The organism is Pseudomonas batumici (assembly GCF_036585405.1).
GTDB classification, from domain to species: Bacteria; Pseudomonadota; Gammaproteobacteria; order Pseudomonadales; family Pseudomonadaceae; genus Aquipseudomonas; species Aquipseudomonas batumici.
The window spans coordinates 3,429,183-3,446,590 of the sequence record NZ_CP144470.1; the positions used below are offsets into that span (position 1 = coordinate 3,429,183).

Genomic DNA, 17,408 nt, shown 5'->3' on the forward strand with positions numbered 1-17,408 from the left:
GACGCTCCGGAGGTTTCCGTTATCCGTCGTCGCCGGCTTTCTTGAGCAGGCGACGCCTTGGCACGCTGGTTATTCTTGGTATCAGCGCAGGTCGGGAAACCTGCCCTGGATCAATGTCGGGTCCTTGAGCAAAGCCGCCGCGCGGGCGATGTCCGGGGCCAGCCAGCGGTCCTGGTCATAGGCCGGAACGCGCTCGCGCAGCAGTTTCCAGGCGACGTCGGTGCCGGCACCGAAGCGTTGCTCCTTGAGGAATTCGAAGGCCTGGGCCGCCAGCAGGTACTCGATGGCGAGGATCTGCGTGCAGTTTTCCAGGGCCCGGTGCAATTTCAGCGCGGCGTTGGTGCCCAGGCTCAGGTGGTCTTCCTGCAGGCCCGAGGTGACGTAGTTGTCGAGCACCGCCGGCTGCGCCAACTGGCGGTTTTCCGCGCAGAGGGAAGCGGCGACGTACTGCACGATCATCATCCCGGAGTTGACCCCGGGGTTGCTCACCAGGAAGGCCGGCAGGCCGCTGACATGCGGGTTGATCAGGCGGTCGAGGCGACGTTCGGCAATCGAGCCGACTTCCGCCATGGCGATCGCCAGCAGGTCCGCCGCCAGGGCGACCGACTGGCCATGGGGGTTGGCCTGGGACATCACCCGGTAGTTGTCCGGCGTGCCCAGCAACAGCGGGTTGTCGGTGCAGCCGTTGAGTTCGGTTTCGATCTGCCGGGCGGCATGGGCCAGTTGATCACGGGCGGCACCGTGCACCTGCGGGATCGAACGGATGCTCAGGGCGTCCTGGGTGCGAATGCCCTTGCTGGCGGCAATCACTTCGCTGCCGTCGAGCAGGCTGCGCAGATTGACGCCGACCTGCTGCATGCCGGGATGCGGCTTGAGCGCGATGATTTCCGCGTCGAACGCGGCGATCTGCCCGCGCTGGGCCTCGAAGCTCATGGCCCCGACCACGTCGGCCCATTGCACCAGGCGCGTCGCGTCGGCCAGGGCCAGGCAGCCCAGGCCGGTCATGCACGGCGTGCCGTTGACCAGGCAGAGACCGTCCTTGGCCCCCAGTTGCACCGGTTGCAGGCCTTCCTCGGCCAGCGCCTGTTGCGCCGGGACGATCTGCCCGCGATAGCTCACCTGGCCGACACCCAGCAAGGCGATGCCGACATGGGCCATATGGGTCAGGTAGCCCACCGAACCCTGGGCCGGCACTTGCGGGGTGATACCGCGATTGAGCAAAGCCAGCAGGGCTTCGATCACCTGGCGGTGCAGGCCGGACTTGCCGTGGCTGTAGTTGACGATGGCGGCGCAGATAATCGCCCGGGTCTGCTCATCGGGCAGCGGCGCGCCGACCCCACAGGCATGGCTGAGCAGGGTATTGCGCGACAACTGGCTGAGTTGCTCGCCGGACAGCGACACATTGCACAGGGCGCCAAGGCCGGTGTTCACGCCATAGGCGCGCTCGCCGCTGACGACGATACGCTGGACGATGGCCTGGGCGTTGTCGATCCGGGCCCAGGCCTGGGGCGACAATTCGAGCGGCGCACCATGACGGGCAACCGCAACCACATCCTGCCAGCGCAATGGCGCATCGGCGATAACGATTTTTTCAGACTGGGACATCTTCAACCTCATCTGCTTAAACGATCGCGGCACGCCGCTGAACAAACCGATCCACATACTCATCCGCCGGCGAATGCAGGATCTCCTGCGGCGTCCCGACCTGGATCAACTTGCCATCCTTGAGAATCGCGATGCGGTTGCCGATCCGCACCGCCTCATCCAGGTCATGGGTGATGAACACGATGGTCTTGTGCAACGTCTTCTGCAGCTCCAGCAACTGATCCTGCATCTCGGCCCGGATCAACGGGTCCAGGGCACTGAACGCCTCGTCCATCAGCAGGATGTCGGTGTCCGCCGCCAAGGCCCGGGCCAGGCCCACACGCTGGCGCATACCGCCCGACAGCTGATGCGGGTACTTGTTCTCGTAGCCCTTCAAACCCACGGTATTGATCCAGTGCAAGGCGCGCTCGGCGCACACCGCCTTGCTCTCGCCACGCACCTTGAGGCCGTAGGCGACGTTTTCCTGCACGGTCTTGTGGGGCAACAGGCCGAAGCTCTGGAACACCATGCTGATCTTGTGCCGGCGAAACTCGCGCAACGCCTCCATGTCGTGCTGGAGGATGTCCACGCCGTCGACCAGGATCGCGCCGCTGGTCGGGTCGATCAGGCGGTTGAAGTGCCGCACCAGGGTCGACTTGCCGGAACCGGACAGGCCCATGATCACGAAGATCTCGCCGGTACCGACGGTCAGCGACAGGTCGTTGACCCCGATCACGCAACCGGTCTCGGCCAGTACCTGGTCCTTGGTCTTGCCCTGGCGAATCAGGTTCATCGCGTCATTGGCGCGTGAACCGAAGATCTTGAAGACGTTCCTGACTTCGATCTTGCTGACGATAGGCTCGCTCATTTGCTCACCTCATGGCGCGGACGCCCATAGGCTTGCGTAATACGGTCGATCACCACCGCGAGAATCACGATCGCCAGGCCCGCTTCCAGGCCGCGACCGACGTTCAGGGTCTGGATGCCCACCAGCACGTCTTCGCCCAGGCCACGGGCACCGATCATCGAGGCGATCACCACCATCGACAGCGCCATCATGGTGGTCTGGTTGATCCCGGCCATGATGCTCGGCAGGGCCAGCGGCAGTTGCACGCCGAACAGTTGCTGCCAACGGTTGGCGCCAAAGGCGTTGATCGCCTCCATCACCTCGCCGTCCACCTGGCGGATGCCCAGGTCGGTCAGGCGGATCAGCGGCGGCGCCGCGTAGATCACCGTGGCGAAGATCGCCGGGACCTTGCCCAGGCCGAACAGCATCAGCACCGGAATCAGGTACACGAAGCTGGGCATGGTCTGCATGATGTCCAGCAGCGGCATCAGCACCGAACGCAGGCGGTTGCTGCGTGCCGAAAGAATGCCCAGCGGAATGCCGATCAGCACCGAAATCAGCGTGGCCACCAGCATCAGCGCCAGGGTCTGCATCAGCTTGTCCCAGAGACCGACCGCGCCCACCAGGAACAGCAGGCCGACGATCACCAGCGTAGTCAGCCACTTGCGGGTGGCGTGCCAGGCAATACCGCCGACGATGGCCAGCATCAGCCACCAGGGCGCCATGCGCAGCAGGCCTTCCAGATTGACGATGGCCCACAGCAGGGTGTCGGAGATCTGCCGGAACACATCGCCGTAGCGGGTCACCAGTGCATCGACCCAGGCGTTGACCCAGTCGGCGATGGAAAATGTGAAACGTTCGGGAAACATTGGAAACTCTCAATCAAGTGGATGTGGCGAACTTCCCGGCCCGCCTCTCGGTTAGCCGGGAGGTAGTCGACCTACAGAGCCGCGTTGATTTTCCTGGCAGCGTCAGCGCTGACCCAAGCCTGCCAGACCTCAGGGTGTTCCTTGAGGAAGATTTTCGCCAGCTTCGGCGATTCGATCCGTTCCTTGGCCATGCGACCCAGGTTCTGGTTCAACAGATCGATGGGCAGGTTGGCCTTTTCCAGTACGGCGACCAGCTCGGGCGCTTGCTCATGGAAGGCCTTGGACAGACCGACCTTGATGCTCACGTGCTTGTCGACACCTGGCTTCTCTTCCAGTTTCACCAGGTCGACCTGGCCCATCAGAGGCGTCGGCGACCAGTAGTAGAAAAGAATAGGCTCGCCACGCTTGTAGCTCGACAGCACGGCGGCGTCCAGTGCCGGGCCGGTTCCAGGGCGAAAGTTGGTATAGGACTTTTCCAGGCCGTAGCTTTTCAGCATTTCGCTGTTGTCCAGCTCGCAGGTCCAGCCGGCCGGGCAGTTGTAGAAGCGGCCCTTGCTCGGTTCTTCGGGATCCTTGAACAGGGCGGCGTACTGGCCCAGGTCGGCGATGTGCTTCAGGTTCGGCGCCAAGGCCTTGAGGTTGCGCTTGGCATCGCCTTCGATCACGTAGCGCGGCACGTACCAACCTTCGACGGCCCCCACCACCGGTGCGCCGACACCGACGACCTTGCCGGCCTTTTCCGCCTTGTTCCAGACTTCGCTGCGGCCTACCCACTCCTCGGCGAACACCTGGATATCGTTGCTGCTCAGGGCGTTTTCCATGGTGATGGAGTTACCCGGCAGGCTGTCGGTCTTGCAGTCGTAACCCTTTTCCAGAACGAATTGCAGCACGTCGGTCAGGAGCATGCCGCTTTCCCAGTTCAGACCCGCGAACTTCACCGGCTTGCCGGATTCGCACCAGCCGGCGGCCTGGCTTGCGCCGGCCGCTACCAACAGGCCGAGGGACAGCGCCGTGGTCAGCAGGGTCTTGGTCATGTTCATTCTGTGCCGCTCCAAATCATCAAAGGGTTAACGCCGCAAGCGACATCCGGCTAGTTCGCCGCCGGTTGCACACGACCATTGGCCTTGGCTGCCACGGTCTCGCCCGGCTCCACCGGCAGGATCAAACGATCGGGAACCGCCCCATGCCACTTCTTCGCCGCGACGTAGTACAGCGCCGCCGGCACCACCAGGCCGATGATCCAGGAGATATCGGTATCGCCCAGGCTCGCCACCAGGGAACCGGTATAGAAGTGGGTGGAAATGAACGGCATCTGGATCAGTACGCCGAACACATAGATGCTGATGCCCAGCAGGTTCCAGCCACCATAGCGGGCCTTGGGATCGGACAACGCGGGGATGTCGTAGCGTTCCTTGGTGATGCAGTAGAAATCCACCAGGTTGATCGCGCTCCAGGGCGTGAAGAACGCCAGCAGGAACAGGATGAAGGCCGAGAACTCCTTGAGGAACGAATCCTTGCCCAGCAGCGCCAGTGCCGCGGACACGCTGACCATGATGAAGATGTACAGCAGGCGCACGCCGCTGGAGATATGCCGGCTGCCACGGAAACCGCTGATGATGGTGGCGATCGACATGAAGCTGCCGTAGGCGTTCAGGGTGGTGACCGTCACCTTGCCGAAGGCCACGGCGAAATACAGCGCCGCCGCGACGGCCCCGGTGCCGCCGAGGCTGACGATGAACGAGACTTCGTGGTGGGAGAACTGCGAGCCGGCCAGGGCCGCGGCGAACACGCCGAAGACCATGGACGCCTGCGCGCCGATCACCGAACCCAGGCCCACGGCCCAGAAGGTTTTCACCGCCGAAGTGCTGCGCGGCAGATAACGCGAGTAATCCGCCACATAAGGCCCGAACGCGATCTGCCAGGATGCCGAGAGCGACACCGCCAACAGGAAACTCGCCAGGGAGAAATGCTTGTTGTCCAGCAAGGCCGAGATATCGTTGCCGGCCAACAGTTTGTAGAACAGATAGAAGAAGGCGATCACCCCCAGCACGCTGGCGATCCGGCCGATGCCGTGGATCACCCGGTAGCCGAAGATGGTGCAGACCATGATGCTGGCGGCAAACAGCACGATGCCGACCCAGTCTTCCACGTGCAGCAGCTGCGCCACCGCCTGGCCGGCCAGCAGCGAACCGCTGGCGGAAAAGCCGACGTACATCAGGCACACCAGCACCAGCGGGATCACCGCACCATAGACGCCGAACTGCACCCGACTGGAAATCATCTGCGGCAGGCCCAGTTGCGGACCTTGCGCGGCGTGCAGTGCCATGACCCCGCCGCCGATCAGTTGCCCGATCAGCAGGCCGATCAGCGACCAGTACACATCGCCGCCGAGCACCACTGCCAACGCACCGGTGACAATCGCGGTGATTTGCAGGTTGGCCCCCAACCACAGGGTGAACTGACTGAGTAGACGACCGTGTCTTTCCGCTTCCGGGATGTAGTCGATCGAACGCCTTTCGATCAACGGTTTGCTGCTTGCACGATCATTTGACGCAGACATTGTTCAACCTCTGTGGATTGTTTTAGTTAGGTGCACAGCGTTTGTGGAACATGCTCCCCCCTTGTAGGAGCCGGCTTGCCGACGCCTACAAGGGACGGGTTTCCTGCAACAGCTTATTTACCGGTGATCATCGGCAGGTTCAGGCCCTGCTCCTTCGCGCAGTCGATGGCGATCTGGTAACCGGCATCGGCGTGACGCATGACCCCGGTGGCCGGGTCGTTGTGCAGCACGCGGGCGATCCGCTCGGCCGCTTCGTCGGTACCGTCACAGACGATCACCATGCCCGAGTGCTGGGAGAAGCCCATGCCGACGCCGCCGCCGTGGTGCAGCGAGACCCAGGTCGCGCCGCTGGCGGTGTTGAGCAAGGCGTTGAGCAGTGGCCAGTCGGACACGGCATCGGAACCGTCCTGCATCGACTCGGTTTCGCGGTTCGGGCTGGACACCGAACCGGAGTCCAGGTGGTCACGACCGATCACGATCGGCGCCGACAGCTCGCCGCTGCGGACCATTTCGTTGAACGCCAGGCCGAGCTTGGCGCGCAGGCCCAGGCCAACCCAGCAGATCCGCGCCGGCAGACCCTGGAAGCTGATGCGCTCGCGGGCCATGTCCAGCCAGTTGTGCAGGTGGGCGTCGTCCGGGATCAGTTCCTTGACCTTGGCGTCGGTCTTGTAGATGTCCTGCGGGTCACCCGACAGCGCGGCCCAGCGGAACGGACCGATGCCGCGGCAGAACAGCGGACGGATGTACGCCGGCACGAAGCCTGGGAAGTCGAAAGCGTTTTCCACGCCTTCTTCCTGGGCCATCTGGCGGATGTTGTTGCCGTAGTCGAAGGTCGGGATGCCTTGTTTCTGGAAGTCGAGCATCGCCTTGACGTGCACGGCCATCGACGCCTTGGCGGCCTTCACCACCACTGCAGGTTCGGTGATGGCGCGGGCGCGGTACTCTTCCCAGGTCCAGCCGGCCGGCAGGTAGCCGTTGAGCGGATCGTGGGCGCTGGTCTGGTCGGTGACCATGTCCGGGCGTACGCCGCGACGGACCAGTTCCGGCAGGATTTCAGCCGCGTTGCCGAGCAGGGCGACGGAAATGGCCAGGCCTTCCTTGGTGTATTTGGCGATACGCGCCAGGGCGTCGTCGAGGTCCTTGGCTTGTTCATCGACATAACGGCTGTTCAGGCGGAAATCGATGCTGGTCTGCTGGCATTCAATGTTCAGCGAGCAGGCGCCGGCCAGGGTCGCGGCCAGCGGTTGGGCGCCGCCCATGCCGCCGAGGCCCGCGGTCAGGACCCAACGACCTTTCAGGTTGTTGTCGTAGTGCTGGCGACCGGCTTCGACGAAGGTTTCGTAGGTGCCCTGGACGATGCCCTGGCTGCCGATGTAGATCCAGCTGCCGGCGGTCATCTGGCCGTACATGGCCAGGCCCTTGGCGTCCAGTTCGTTGAAGTGTTCCCAGGTAGCCCAGTGCGGCACCAGGTTGGAGTTGGCGATCAGTACGCGCGGGGCGTTGCTGTGGGTCTTGAACACGCCGACCGGCTTGCCGGATTGCACCAGCAGGGTCTCGTCGTCATTCAGGTTGGTCAGGCTCTCGACGATCTTGTCGTAGCATTCCCAGTTGCGCGCGGCCCGGCCGATACCGCCGTAGACCACCAGCTCCTTGGGGTTCTCGGCCACTTGCGGGTCGAGGTTGTTCATCAGCATCCGCAGCGGCGCTTCGGTCAGCCAGCTCTTGGCGGTCAGCTTGTTGCCACGGGCGGCGCGGATTTCGACGTCACGGCGCTTGGTAAAAGTGGCGGTAGGTTTCTGGGTATTCTCAGTCACGAAACAACTCCTCTGCGATCGTCCAAACCAGCCCAGGCAGTGGGCGAGCGAGCCTGTGCGGGAAAATCCCTCACAAGCGAAAATTAGGGTGGTGCGCAGCTCTCCCTGATGACTCATACGCACACATATTTACTTGTACATACAAGCATATGCAATCAAGCGGCCAACTTGAGAATCGCGTGCTGAAGAATTTTTCAGAATAGCCTGCAGAGGCCGTAGGACGGGGCTTTTGCCGGAAAATGAAACTGTAGGAGGATGACAGGCTGCAGGTAGGAAGATGTTACCGAAACAGAGATTTGCGTCATGCTGGGGCGTTCGGTAACACAATGGTGCGGGATGGGAGCAGCTTGGGAAGCCGCATCGAAAAATATCCAGGCATAAAAAAACCCGCTCGATTTGTGCTTGGTTGCCGAGGCGACCATAGGCATGGCGGGTGTGTTACGGGAAAAGCTATACAGAGGACAAAAGGGATGCAATCGGATGATTGCAACCCAATGTGAACGTCAGCGAATCGAGGCCAGCTCGATCACACAGCAACGCCCGGTCACCGCCACTTCCAGCAGCCCGTTGTTACCGTCCAGTTGCAGGCAGTCATGCCGCCCCAGCACTTCATAACCGCTGTTACCCAGGCCGACATGCAATTGCTCGCTGACACTGAAAACCAGCAACACCGCCGCCGAACTGAAGAAACGCTTGGGCTGCATGGCATCGAGCCACTGCAAGCGCGCGCTGTAGCGATCCGGCGCATAGATCAGGTTGAAGTCGCGGATCGGCCCGTCGATCAAGGTGCAGCTCACCTGGCTGGCACCGCTGAAGGCAAACGGATCCAGCGGCAACAAGGCCCGCGTGCGCTGGCCATCGACCTGCAAGGTCATGCCCGCGCCTTGCAGCACGGTAATGATCCGCTCATACCCGGCAAAGGTGGAGAACCCGCCCGACTCGCCGATATCGGCAATCGACAGGCGCCAGCCGAAACCGTCCAGGCCTTCGCCTGCGTCCCGGGTAATTTCCTCGGTGCTGCCGCCGCCGTTTTTCCACGGCATGCGCGGGTAATCCGCCGCGCGCAAGACTTTCAACTGACTCATTTGGTAAAGCGTCCTTCCAGACGATGACGGGAACCGGGGTGAATCAGACGAGCGGCGGTCACCGGCTGACGACCGGACCAGGTCCGGCGACGAATCAGCAGGCACGGCTCGCCCGGCTCGATCTGCAACAACTTGCACTCCTCGGCGTCGGCGAGGATGGCTTCGACCACGTGCTCGCCCTCGGTCAGCGGCGCGACCTGGGACAGATAGGCGTAAGGCGTCTGCAGGGTGAAATCCTGCTTGAGGTAGTCCGGTGCCACCAGCGCGTTGACGAAACGATCCTCGATCTGCACCGGGATATCGTTCTCGAAATGCACGATCAGCGAGTGGAACACCTTCTGCCCTTCGCGCATGTCCAGGGCCACGGCCCGTTCGGAACCGGCGGCCTCTTCGCCCAGGGTGATGATCTGGCAGGTGTGGCGATGGCCGCGCGAGGCGATCTCGTCGGCAATGTTGTGCACTTCGAACAGCGCCGACTGGCTCTTCGGCTCGGCGACGAAAGTACCGACCCCCTGCATGCGCACCAGCAGGCCTTCAGCGGTCATTTCCCGCAGGGCCCGGTTGATGGTCATGCGGCTGTAGCCCAGTTGTTCCACCAGTTCGCTCTCGGACGGCACGCGGTAATGCGGCGGCCAGTTTCCGCTGTCGATCTGCTGGCTGATCATCTGTTTGACGCGGGCATAGAGCGGCGCCGGACTGTCGCCCATATGGGCAGCCAGCGGTGGGTTGGCAGGCGGAGTCGGCACGGGAAATCCTTGTTCGATTTAAAGATGGTTAGCTTGCCGGAGTTTACCGGGCAGGCAAACGTCTGTATATGTATATACAAATAACACACGATGGGGTGCTTAACCATGTCCGCTTTCTTTGCCGAACGCGCGCTGCTGCCTAGTGGATGGGCCAACAACGTACGCCTGGAGGTCAACGCCGAGGGCGTGCTGACCCAGGTCCAGGCCGATTCTCATGCAGAAGGTGCCGAACGGCTGGGCGGCCCGCTGCTGCCGGGCATGCCGAACCTGCATTCCCACGCCTTCCAGCGCGCCATGGGTGGGCTGGCGGAAGTCGCCGGCAACCCCAACGACAGCTTCTGGACCTGGCGCGACCTGATGTATCGGCTGGTCGGCAAGATCAGCCCGGAGCAGATGGGCGTCATCGCCCGCCAGTTGTACATCGAGATGCTCAAGGCCGGCTACACCTCGGTGGCCGAATTCCATTATGTGCATCATGACAGCAACGGCCAGCCCTACGCCGATCCGGCCGAACTGGCCTTGCGCATCAGCCAGGCGGCCACGGACGCCGGCATCGGCCTGACCCTGCTGCCGGTGCTCTACAGCCATTCCGGCTTCGGCGGCCAGGCGCCCAACGAAGGGCAGCGCCGCTTCATCAACAGCACCGAGAATTACCTGAAGTTGCAGGCACGTTTGCAGCCGTTGCTCGCCAAACAGCCGGCACAGGCCCTGGGGTTGTGCTTCCACTCGTTGCGGGCGGTGACGCCCCGACAGATCGACGAAGTGCTGGCCGCCAGCGACAAGCACTGCCCGGTGCATATCCATATCGCCGAGCAACAGAAGGAAGTCGACGACTGCCTGACTTGGAGCGGCAAGCGTCCGCTGCAATGGCTGTATGACAATGTCGAGGTGGATCAGCGCTGGTGCCTGGTGCACGCGACCCACGCCGACGCCGAGGAAGTCACGCGCATGGCGCGCAGCCGGGCGATTGCCGGCCTGTGCCTGACCACCGAGGCCAACCTCGGCGACGGGATTTTCCCGGCGGTGGACTTCCTCGCCCAGGGCGGACGGATGGGCATCGGCTCCGACAGCCATGTGTCCCTGAGCGTGGTGGAAGAACTGCGCTGGCTGGAATATGGCCAGCGCCTGCGGGACCAGCGGCGCAATCGCCTGTACCGCGCCGATCAGCCGATGGTCGGGCGCACGCTGTATGACGCCGCGCTGGACGGTGGCGCCCAGGCCCTGGGGCAATCGATTGGTCGCCTGGAAGTGGGCAAGCGCGCCGACTGGCTGGTACTCGACGGCAGCGACCCGTACCTGGCGACGGCGCAGGACGACGGCATTCTCAACCGCTGGTTGTTCGCCGGCGGCGACCGTCAGGTACGGGATGTGATGGTCAACGGCCAGTGGGCGGTGCGCGGTGGACGCCACACGGGCGAAGAAGAGAGCGCCCGGGCGTTTACCCAGGTGCTGCGCGATCTGCTGAGCTGAACCTGGTAGGAGCGAGCTTGCTCGCGATGGCAACCTGGCCACCGCGGGGTATCAGATACCCCGCGTTATCGTTGACGACCATCGCGAGCAAGCTCGCTCCTACTAGTTGGGCATCTTCGAATCCGGTGTGCGCCAGATCAGCCGGGAGGTGTCGTAACCCTGCTGGCGCGCCCTGCTCAGCAGGTCCTCGCGCGTGTCTTCACTGACCCTGGGGGTACGCGACAACAACCACAGGTAGCGACGATTCGGATTGCCGACAATCGCGGTCTTGTAGTCGTCGCTGACGTACAGGATCCAGTAATCGGCCTTGGCCACGCCCGGCAACAGCGAGGTGAACCAGTTATCGAACTTCACCCACAGCTTGTCGGTCTGCCCGGGCACCTGCGGCGTCGCCGTGCCCTTGGCTTCTTCCCAGGTCCACTTCTCGGTCAGGCAACGGTTGAACACCGCCACCTTGTCACCCGCCATCAGGCTGTAGCGGGCCTCCGACTGCGCGCAATTGCGCTGGAAATACATCGGCATCCGTGCCAGTTCGTACCAGGTGCCCTGGTAACGTTTCAGGTCCACATGACCCGCGGTCTTGGGCGCCAAATCGTCGCCTGACGTAGCGCAACCGGCCAGCAACAAGCCAGCCAAAAGAGTAACCACTAAACGCAGCATTGTTCTTCTCCCGAGGGCGATCGCCCCGGTTTACTTCAGGCCTTGCCCGGAAAACATCAGGACTTTGTCACCGGCGTACTGCACGCTGATAAAGCTGTTCTTGTTACCCCAGGTGCAACTGGACATGCCGAGTGCCCCGGAACAGTCCGAAGGTGAGCCGAGCAGTTTCTCGACATCCGCCTTGGCCATGCCGGTGGACAGTTTCGAGTAGTTTTCCTGATTGACCTTGCTGCATGCGACCAACAGCACGCAAAACGACACAAGGGCGAGAGAGCGCAACGACATGGGGGAACTCCTGGGGCTCGAAGGTGGGCACGGCTGCCTACCGCAAGCTTAGAAGAGAAAATGCCCATCTGGTTCCCGAGCCTACGACCTTTTCTTACAGCCCTTTCCATCGGGGCTGTTCAGGCATTTTTTTCCGCGAAACCGGCATTTCGTCGGCTTTGCCCCTCGAAAATTAATATTCGGTGCAAAGGTGCCGACATAAAGGGGCAATACCCCATTGCCTGCATGGACGGCCTGTCAGTAGCCATTCAAGGCGCGACACCCCGCCATGGCGGGCAATGGAAAAGCAGGACAAGGACTTCCGACACCAACGTTGACCAAGAGAAATTGCCCCATAGGTCGAGACCTGTGGCAAATTGACGCCCCCTGGTGACCAGCCCCCCTGCGGACAGCCCATTTCATGACCAAAAATTTCAAATTCAGCCATAAGATTCTGTTGGCGGCGGCCCTGGTGGTCGCCGTGGCGTTCGCCTGCTTCATCCTGTTCAACGACTACCGTCAACGCGAGGCTCTGCGCCACAGCACCGATGACTCGATGCAGGCCTTGGGCAGCCTGACCACCAGCAATATCCAGACCTGGTTGGAAAGTCGCATTCAATTGCTGCAATCGCTGTCCCAGCAGATCGCCGCGGACGGCAGCTCCGCCGACAGCCTGAAACACGCCATCGGCCTGCCCGCCTACTCCGGCAACTTCCAGCTCAGCTATTTCGGCAGCGCGGAAGGCGTGATGACCTCGATTCCGGCGGGCAACCGCTCCGCCGACTACGATCCGCGCACCCGTGGCTGGTACAAGGCAGCCACCACCGCCCAACAGACCATCGTCACCGAACCCTACATCGCCGCCTCCTCCGGCAAGCTGGTGATCACCCTGGCCACCCCGGTGCAGCATCAGGGCCAGTTTATCGGCGTGACCGGCGCCGACATCGACCTGGGCAGCATCAGCGCCATCATCAACTCGTTGAACTTCGGCGGCCACGGCCATGCGTTCATCGTCAGCGCCGACGGCAAGATCCTGATCCACCCGGACAGCAAGCTGATCCTGAAAAACCTCTCCGACGCCTATCCGGCCGGCGCACCGAAAATCAGTGCCGGGCTCAAGGAAGTCGACGCGGACGGCAAGCACCAGTTCATTTCCTTCACCCACGTCAACGGCGTGTCCTCGGTGGACTGGTACGTCGCCCTGGTGCTCGACCAGGACACCGCGTTCTCCATGCTCAGCGAGTTCCGCACCTCGGCGATCGTCGCCACGGTGATCGCCGTGATCATCATCATCGCCCTGCTGGGCATGCTGATTCGTGTGCTGATGCAGCCGCTGCACCTGATGGGCCGCGCCATGCATGACATCGCCGAGGGCGAAGGCGACCTGACCAAGCGCCTGACCATCCACGGCCACGATGAGTTCGGCACCCTGGGCATGTCCTTCAACCGTTTCGTCGAGCGCATCCACACCTCGATCCGTGAAGTGGCCTCGGCCACCGGCCAGGTCAACGAAGTGGCCTTGCGGGTGGTCAGTGCCTCCAACTCGTCGATGCTCAACTCCGACCAGCAGGCCAGCCGTACCAGCAGCGTGGCCGCGGCGATCAACCAGCTCGGTGCCGCGGCCCAGGAGATCGCGCAGAACGCCGCCCTCGCCTCGCAGCATTCGAGCGAAGCCCGCAGCCTGGCCGAAGACGGTCAGCAGGTGGTGGACAAGACCATCAACGCGATGCAGCAACTGTCGGCCAAGATCAGCGATTCGTGCGGCAATATCGAAACCCTGAACAGCAACACGGTGAACATCGGGCAGATTCTCGAAGTGATCACCGGCATTTCCCAGCAGACCAACCTGCTGGCGCTCAACGCCGCCATCGAGGCCGCCCGCGCCGGTGAAGCCGGACGCGGGTTTGCGGTGGTCGCCGACGAGGTGCGCAACCTGGCGCACCGCACCCAGGATTCTGCGCAGCAGGTGCAGAAGATGATCGAGGAGTTGCAGGTCGGCGCCCGGGAAGCGGTGGGCATCATGACCGACAGCCAGCGTCAGAGCGAAAACAGCGTGGGCATCGCCAACCAGGCGGGCGAGCGACTGGGCAGCGTGACCCAGCGGATCGGCGAGATCGACGGCATGAACCAGTCGGTGGCGACCGCGACCGAGGAGCAGACGGCGGTGGTGGAGTCGATCAACGTCGACATTACCGAGATCAACATGCTGAACCAGGAAGGCGTGGAAAACCTGCAATCGACCTTGCGCGCCTGTGCGGACCTGGAGCAGCAGGCGGCGCGGTTGAAGCATCTGGTCGGCACTTTCCGGATCTAACAGACACCGTTTTGTGGCGAGCGGGCTTGCCCGCTCGCCACAAGGGTGGTGTCAGCCAGAAGATCTAGAAACCCGAACCGGGCTCGCGCAGGAACGCCACTTCCTCAGCCGTGGATTCACGCCCGAGAATCGCATTGCGATGGGGAAAGCGCCCGAACCGGGCAATGATCCTGTGATGCCGTTCGGCATAGTCCAGATGATCGGCAAATACCGCCCGATCCGCCTCCGGCTGCTCCTGCTGCAACGCCGCATAGCGCGACACCGCCTCGTTCTGCACCGCCAGGTTCTCGCAGTGCTCGAGCACCAGGTAGACAAACACCCGCTGCATCGCCGACAGCCGCCGATCGAAGTCCGCGGCAATCCCCTGCGCCACCAGCGCCTGGGCGCGGGCATCACCGGAAAAAGCCTTGGGGGTTTCACGGAAGATCATCCGCGGCAGTTGATCGAGCAGGATCACCACGGCCAGCCAGCCTTCGGGACATTGCGTCCACTCGACCAATCCGCCGGCCAGTGCCTGCTCGACCTGAACCCCGAAACGCTGGCGCGCTTCAAGGTCCTGGCTGTCGCGCTTGCCGAACCACAAGCGGCCCTTGTCAGCCACCATCGCGGCGAGCGTCTCGGCTGAACCGAACCACCACTCAAGCAAGGGCTGCCAGGGCGCGGGCATGGGTTCAGCCCTTGTGGTAGTCGGTGACCCGCGCCACTTCTTCCTTGGAGCCGAGGAACACCGCGACACGCTGGTGCAGGCCTTCAGGCTGGATGTCGAGGATGCGCTGGTGGCCGTCGGTGGACGCACCGCCCGCCTGTTCCACCAGGAACGACATCGGGTTGGCTTCGTACATCAGGCGCAGCTTGCCCGGCTTGGACGGCTCGCGGCTGTCACGCGGGTACATGAACAAGCCGCCACGGGTCAGGATACGGTGCACGTCCGCCACCATCGCGGCGACCCAGCGCATGTTGTAGTTCTTTTTCAGCGGGCCTTCTTCGCCGGCCAGCAGTTCGCTGACGTAGCGTTGTACCGGAGCTTCCCAGTGACGCTGGTTGGACATGTTGATCGCGAATTCCTGAGTGGAGGTCGGGATCTTGATGTCTTCATGGGTCAGCACGAAACTGCCCATTTCACGGTCAAGGGTAAAGCCTTTCACGCCATCGCCCAGGGTCAGCACCAGCATGGTCTGCGGGCCGTAGATGGCATAACCGGCGGCTACCTGTTGGGTACCTGGCTGCAGGAAGGCCTTTTCGTTCAAGGCTTCGTTCTGGCTCAGGTATTCGTTCGGGCAACGCAGCACCGAGAAGATGGTACCGACCGGTGCGTTGATATCGATGTTCGACGAACCGTCCAGCGGGTCGAAGACCAGCAGGTAGGCGCCTTTCGGGTATTTGCCGGGGATCTGGTAGGCATTGTCCATTTCTTCGGACGCCATGCCGGCCAGGTGACCGCCCCACTCGTTGGCTTCGAGCAGGATCTCGTTGGACAGCACGTCGAGTTTCTTCTGGACTTCGCCCTGCACGTTCTCGGTGCCCATGCTGCCCAGAACCCCGCCCAGCGCGCCCTTGGAGACGGCATGGCTGATTTCCTTGCACGCACGCGCGACCACTTCGATCAGGAAACGCAGATCGGCAGGCGTGTTGTTGCTGCGGGTCTGCTCAATCAAATAGCGACTCAGGGTAACGCGGGACATGGATGGCTCCGGAAATGGGGGGGCTGAAAACCCGCGCAGTTTAACGCGAGTCGACAGGTATTGCCTCCTATCAGACCGAGTTCTGACACGGAGAGTTCAGGGACCGGATCAAGCCTAGTTCAAAAAAACGCCAGAAATGGCCTGCCCCGGTCCTTGCCAGGCGCCTACACCTGCGGCTTGCGCAACAAGCTGAACGCCATCCCGGCCAAGGCCGCCACCCCCAGCAGCAGGACCGCCCACAGGCCGATCTTCTTCCAGTCGGGACCCGGCGCCACCGCCACCACCGGCGGCTGCAGCGTCGCCACCGCGCCGCCGCTGGCCGTGGCCTTGCCCAACCCCGCCAGGCGCTGCGGGCTGTAATCGGGGATCAGGGTCGACAACGACAGGTTCGCCGCCTTGACCGTCGGGTTGCCCAGCGCCAGGGAAAACGGCGGTTCGCCACGGGCCAGGAACACCAACTGCGTGCTGCGCACCGCGAAACGCAAGGTCGGCGCCTGCGCCCCCAGGCCACCGCCGCGCTGGTCGACCACCAGCTTCAATTGCGCGACGGCATGGCCGGGCAACTGCAACTGGTCCTGGACCACGTCCTGGCCGTTCTGGGTCAGGCGATAGAGCAAACCGCTGCCCAGCGTCTGCCAGGGCGCATTGCCGTCCTGGCGCCCGTACAGGGTCACCGGCGCCAGGCTGTTGGCCTGCGCCAGCTCGACCCGCACCTGTTCAAGGGCAGGCCGAGCGGCAACTGCCAGGTGTATTCGCCGGGCTTGGCACTGCTGCCGGCCAGCGGCTGCGACCATGCCAGCGGCAAGGGCAGGCTGCTGGTGGTGGAGCTGGCCAACCGTGCGGAACTGAGCGCCGGCGCCGCCTGCGGCGACTGCCACAACAGGCGCAGGTAGCGCGCCGACTGCCCCGGCAAGGCGACTTCATGCTGCTCCACCCGTTCGTCGGCAAAGGACAGGCGCGCCACCTGCCCGTCGCCCCAGGCCTGCCAGTGCTGCAAGTCGTCACTGGCCTCGATGCTGAAACGCTGGAAGCCGTCGCGATCGCTACTCCAATCCAAAACAAGCTGCTGCAACGGCGCCTTGATCGCGCTGGCATCCAGCAGCCAGCCGCGCAGCACTTCTTCACCGGCTGCCTGCTGACCCGTGGGGCTGACCTCGACCAGGGTGCCATTGGCCGACGACTGGACCCGCACGCTCGGCGTGGCCTGGGGCGCATCGGCCGAGTTGTACAGCGGGAACCACTTCACATCCGTCAGGCTGTGGCTCTGCGTAGCCTGCGCCTGTTCCCGCGCCAGGGCGTAGGCCTGGGGCTCACCGGCGGCATTGAACACCCGTACATCGCTCAGGTCGGACTGGCGCGCATTCAACTGCAGGCTCAGCGGCAACTCCAGGCGATACCAGGGCCCCTCGCCACTCAGGCTCAGGGGCACCTGGGTGCTGTAGTCCGTCGGTTTTTCCTGGGCCAGCGCCGACAGCGCCACGCACAGCCCCATGATGCCCAACCAGCACGGGCG

The 17,408-nt window shown here is 63.1% G+C and carries 14 protein-coding genes and 1 pseudogene; 2 read left to right on the top strand and 13 right to left on the bottom strand.

Features of this window, described 5'->3' with window-relative positions; all coding sequences use genetic code 11:
• Positions 1–81 precede the first annotated feature (81 nt).
• The 8 genes from hutH to hutC form a co-directional block, all read right to left on the bottom strand.
• Complete coding sequence (gene hutH, locus NUH87_RS15425; RefSeq protein ID WP_338521375.1) at positions 82–1,605, bottom strand: histidine ammonia-lyase; 1,524 nt, start codon at positions 1,603–1,605, stop codon at positions 82–84.
• A 16-nt stretch (positions 1,606–1,621) separates the two neighbouring features.
• Positions 1,622–2,452: a glycine betaine/L-proline ABC transporter ATP-binding protein gene (locus tag NUH87_RS15430; protein WP_338521377.1), complete on the bottom strand. Its 831-nt coding sequence runs from the start codon at positions 2,450–2,452 to the stop codon at positions 1,622–1,624.
• Positions 2,449–3,300, bottom strand: coding sequence for a proline/glycine betaine ABC transporter permease (locus tag NUH87_RS15435; RefSeq protein WP_338521379.1), 852 nt, complete (start codon positions 3,298–3,300; stop codon positions 2,449–2,451). Before NUH87_RS15435 ends, NUH87_RS15430 begins: the two co-directional genes overlap by 4 nt.
• Positions 3,301–3,371: 71 nt before the next feature.
• Positions 3,372–4,340 carry an ABC transporter substrate-binding protein gene (locus NUH87_RS15440; protein WP_338521381.1) on the bottom strand — a complete coding sequence of 323 codons (969 nt, stop codon included), beginning with the start codon at positions 4,338–4,340 and terminating at the stop codon, positions 3,372–3,374.
• A gap of 50 nt (positions 4,341–4,390) precedes the next feature.
• Positions 4,391–5,860, bottom strand: coding sequence for a cytosine permease (locus NUH87_RS15445; RefSeq protein WP_338521383.1), 1,470 nt, complete (start codon positions 5,858–5,860; stop codon positions 4,391–4,393).
• A gap of 113 nt (positions 5,861–5,973) precedes the next feature.
• Positions 5,974–7,674, bottom strand: coding sequence for a urocanate hydratase (gene hutU, locus NUH87_RS15450; protein WP_338521385.1), 1,701 nt, complete (start codon positions 7,672–7,674; stop codon positions 5,974–5,976).
• 503 nt (positions 7,675–8,177) lie between these two features.
• On the bottom strand, positions 8,178–8,759 hold the full coding sequence (locus tag NUH87_RS15455; protein ID WP_338521387.1) for a HutD family protein: 582 nt from the start codon (positions 8,757–8,759) through the stop codon (positions 8,178–8,180).
• A complete protein-coding gene (hutC, locus tag NUH87_RS15460; RefSeq protein WP_209437120.1) occupies positions 8,756–9,466 on the bottom strand; it encodes a histidine utilization repressor in 711 nt (236 codons plus the stop codon). The genes NUH87_RS15455 and hutC overlap by 4 nt, the downstream gene beginning before the upstream one ends.
• A 144-nt stretch (positions 9,467–9,610) precedes the next feature.
• On the opposite strand from hutC, the gene NUH87_RS15465 reads away from it, so the two are divergent.
• Positions 9,611–10,975, top strand: a complete 1,365-nt coding sequence (locus tag NUH87_RS15465) for a formimidoylglutamate deiminase (protein ID WP_338521389.1) — start codon at positions 9,611–9,613, stop codon at positions 10,973–10,975.
• Positions 10,976–11,077: 102 nt separating this feature from the next.
• Here NUH87_RS15465 and NUH87_RS15470 read toward each other — a convergent pair whose 3' ends face one another.
• Complete coding sequence (locus tag NUH87_RS15470; RefSeq protein WP_338521391.1) at positions 11,078–11,635, bottom strand: lipocalin family protein; 558 nt, start codon at positions 11,633–11,635, stop codon at positions 11,078–11,080.
• Between the two features lie 30 nt (positions 11,636–11,665).
• Positions 11,666–11,920, bottom strand: coding sequence for an outer membrane protein assembly factor BamE domain-containing protein (gene bamE / locus NUH87_RS15475; protein WP_338521393.1), 255 nt, complete (start codon positions 11,918–11,920; stop codon positions 11,666–11,668).
• A gap of 400 nt (positions 11,921–12,320) precedes the next feature.
• Here bamE and NUH87_RS15480 point away from each other — a divergent pair, with 400 nt between their 5' ends.
• A complete protein-coding gene (locus NUH87_RS15480) occupies positions 12,321–14,213 on the top strand; it encodes a methyl-accepting chemotaxis protein (protein ID WP_338521395.1) in 1,893 nt (630 codons plus the stop codon).
• Between the two features lie 64 nt (positions 14,214–14,277).
• On the opposite strand, the gene NUH87_RS15485 is transcribed toward NUH87_RS15480, so the two are convergent.
• From NUH87_RS15485 to NUH87_RS31295, 3 genes and pseudogenes are all read right to left on the bottom strand, one after another.
• Entirely contained in the window at positions 14,278–14,880 is a 603-nt protein-coding gene (locus tag NUH87_RS15485) for a DUF924 family protein (protein WP_338521397.1), read from the bottom strand.
• Positions 14,881–14,884: 4 nt separating this feature from the next.
• On the bottom strand, positions 14,885–15,895 hold the full coding sequence (locus NUH87_RS15490; protein WP_040063521.1) for a class 1 fructose-bisphosphatase: 1,011 nt from the start codon (positions 15,893–15,895) through the stop codon (positions 14,885–14,887).
• Positions 15,896–16,059: 164 nt separating this feature from the next.
• Positions 16,060–17,387, bottom strand: a pseudogene (locus NUH87_RS31295) (DUF3999 domain-containing protein).
• Positions 17,388–17,408 lie beyond the last annotated feature (21 nt).

Bases quoted from the DNA above. Each gene is read 5' to 3' on its own strand.
- hutH (WP_338521375.1), bottom strand. From the start codon at position 1,605: ATGTCCCAGTCTGAAAAAATCGTTATCGCCGATGCGCCATTGCGCTGG.
- NUH87_RS15430 (WP_338521377.1), bottom strand. From the start codon at position 2,452: ATGAGCGAGCCTATCGTCAGCAAGATCGAAGTCAGGAACGTCTTCAAG.
- NUH87_RS15435 (WP_338521379.1), bottom strand. From the start codon at position 3,300: ATGTTTCCCGAACGTTTCACATTTTCCATCGCCGACTGGGTCAACGCC.
- NUH87_RS15440 (WP_338521381.1), bottom strand. From the start codon at position 4,340: ATGAACATGACCAAGACCCTGCTGACCACGGCGCTGTCCCTCGGCCTG.
- NUH87_RS15445 (WP_338521383.1), bottom strand. From the start codon at position 5,860: ATGTCTGCGTCAAATGATCGTGCAAGCAGCAAACCGTTGATCGAAAGG.
- NUH87_RS15455 (WP_338521387.1), bottom strand. From the start codon at position 8,759: ATGAGTCAGTTGAAAGTCTTGCGCGCGGCGGATTACCCGCGCATGCCG.
- hutC (WP_209437120.1), bottom strand. From the start codon at position 9,466: ATGGGCGACAGTCCGGCGCCGCTCTATGCCCGCGTCAAACAGATGATC.
- NUH87_RS15465 (WP_338521389.1), top strand. From the start codon at position 9,611: ATGTCCGCTTTCTTTGCCGAACGCGCGCTGCTGCCTAGTGGATGGGCC.
- NUH87_RS15470 (WP_338521391.1), bottom strand. From the start codon at position 11,635: ATGCTGCGTTTAGTGGTTACTCTTTTGGCTGGCTTGTTGCTGGCCGGT.
- bamE (WP_338521393.1), bottom strand. From the start codon at position 11,920: ATGTCGTTGCGCTCTCTCGCCCTTGTGTCGTTTTGCGTGCTGTTGGTC.
- NUH87_RS15480 (WP_338521395.1), top strand. From the start codon at position 12,321: ATGACCAAAAATTTCAAATTCAGCCATAAGATTCTGTTGGCGGCGGCC.
- NUH87_RS15485 (WP_338521397.1), bottom strand. From the start codon at position 14,880: ATGCCCGCGCCCTGGCAGCCCTTGCTTGAGTGGTGGTTCGGTTCAGCC.
- NUH87_RS15490 (WP_040063521.1), bottom strand. From the start codon at position 15,895: ATGTCCCGCGTTACCCTGAGTCGCTATTTGATTGAGCAGACCCGCAGC.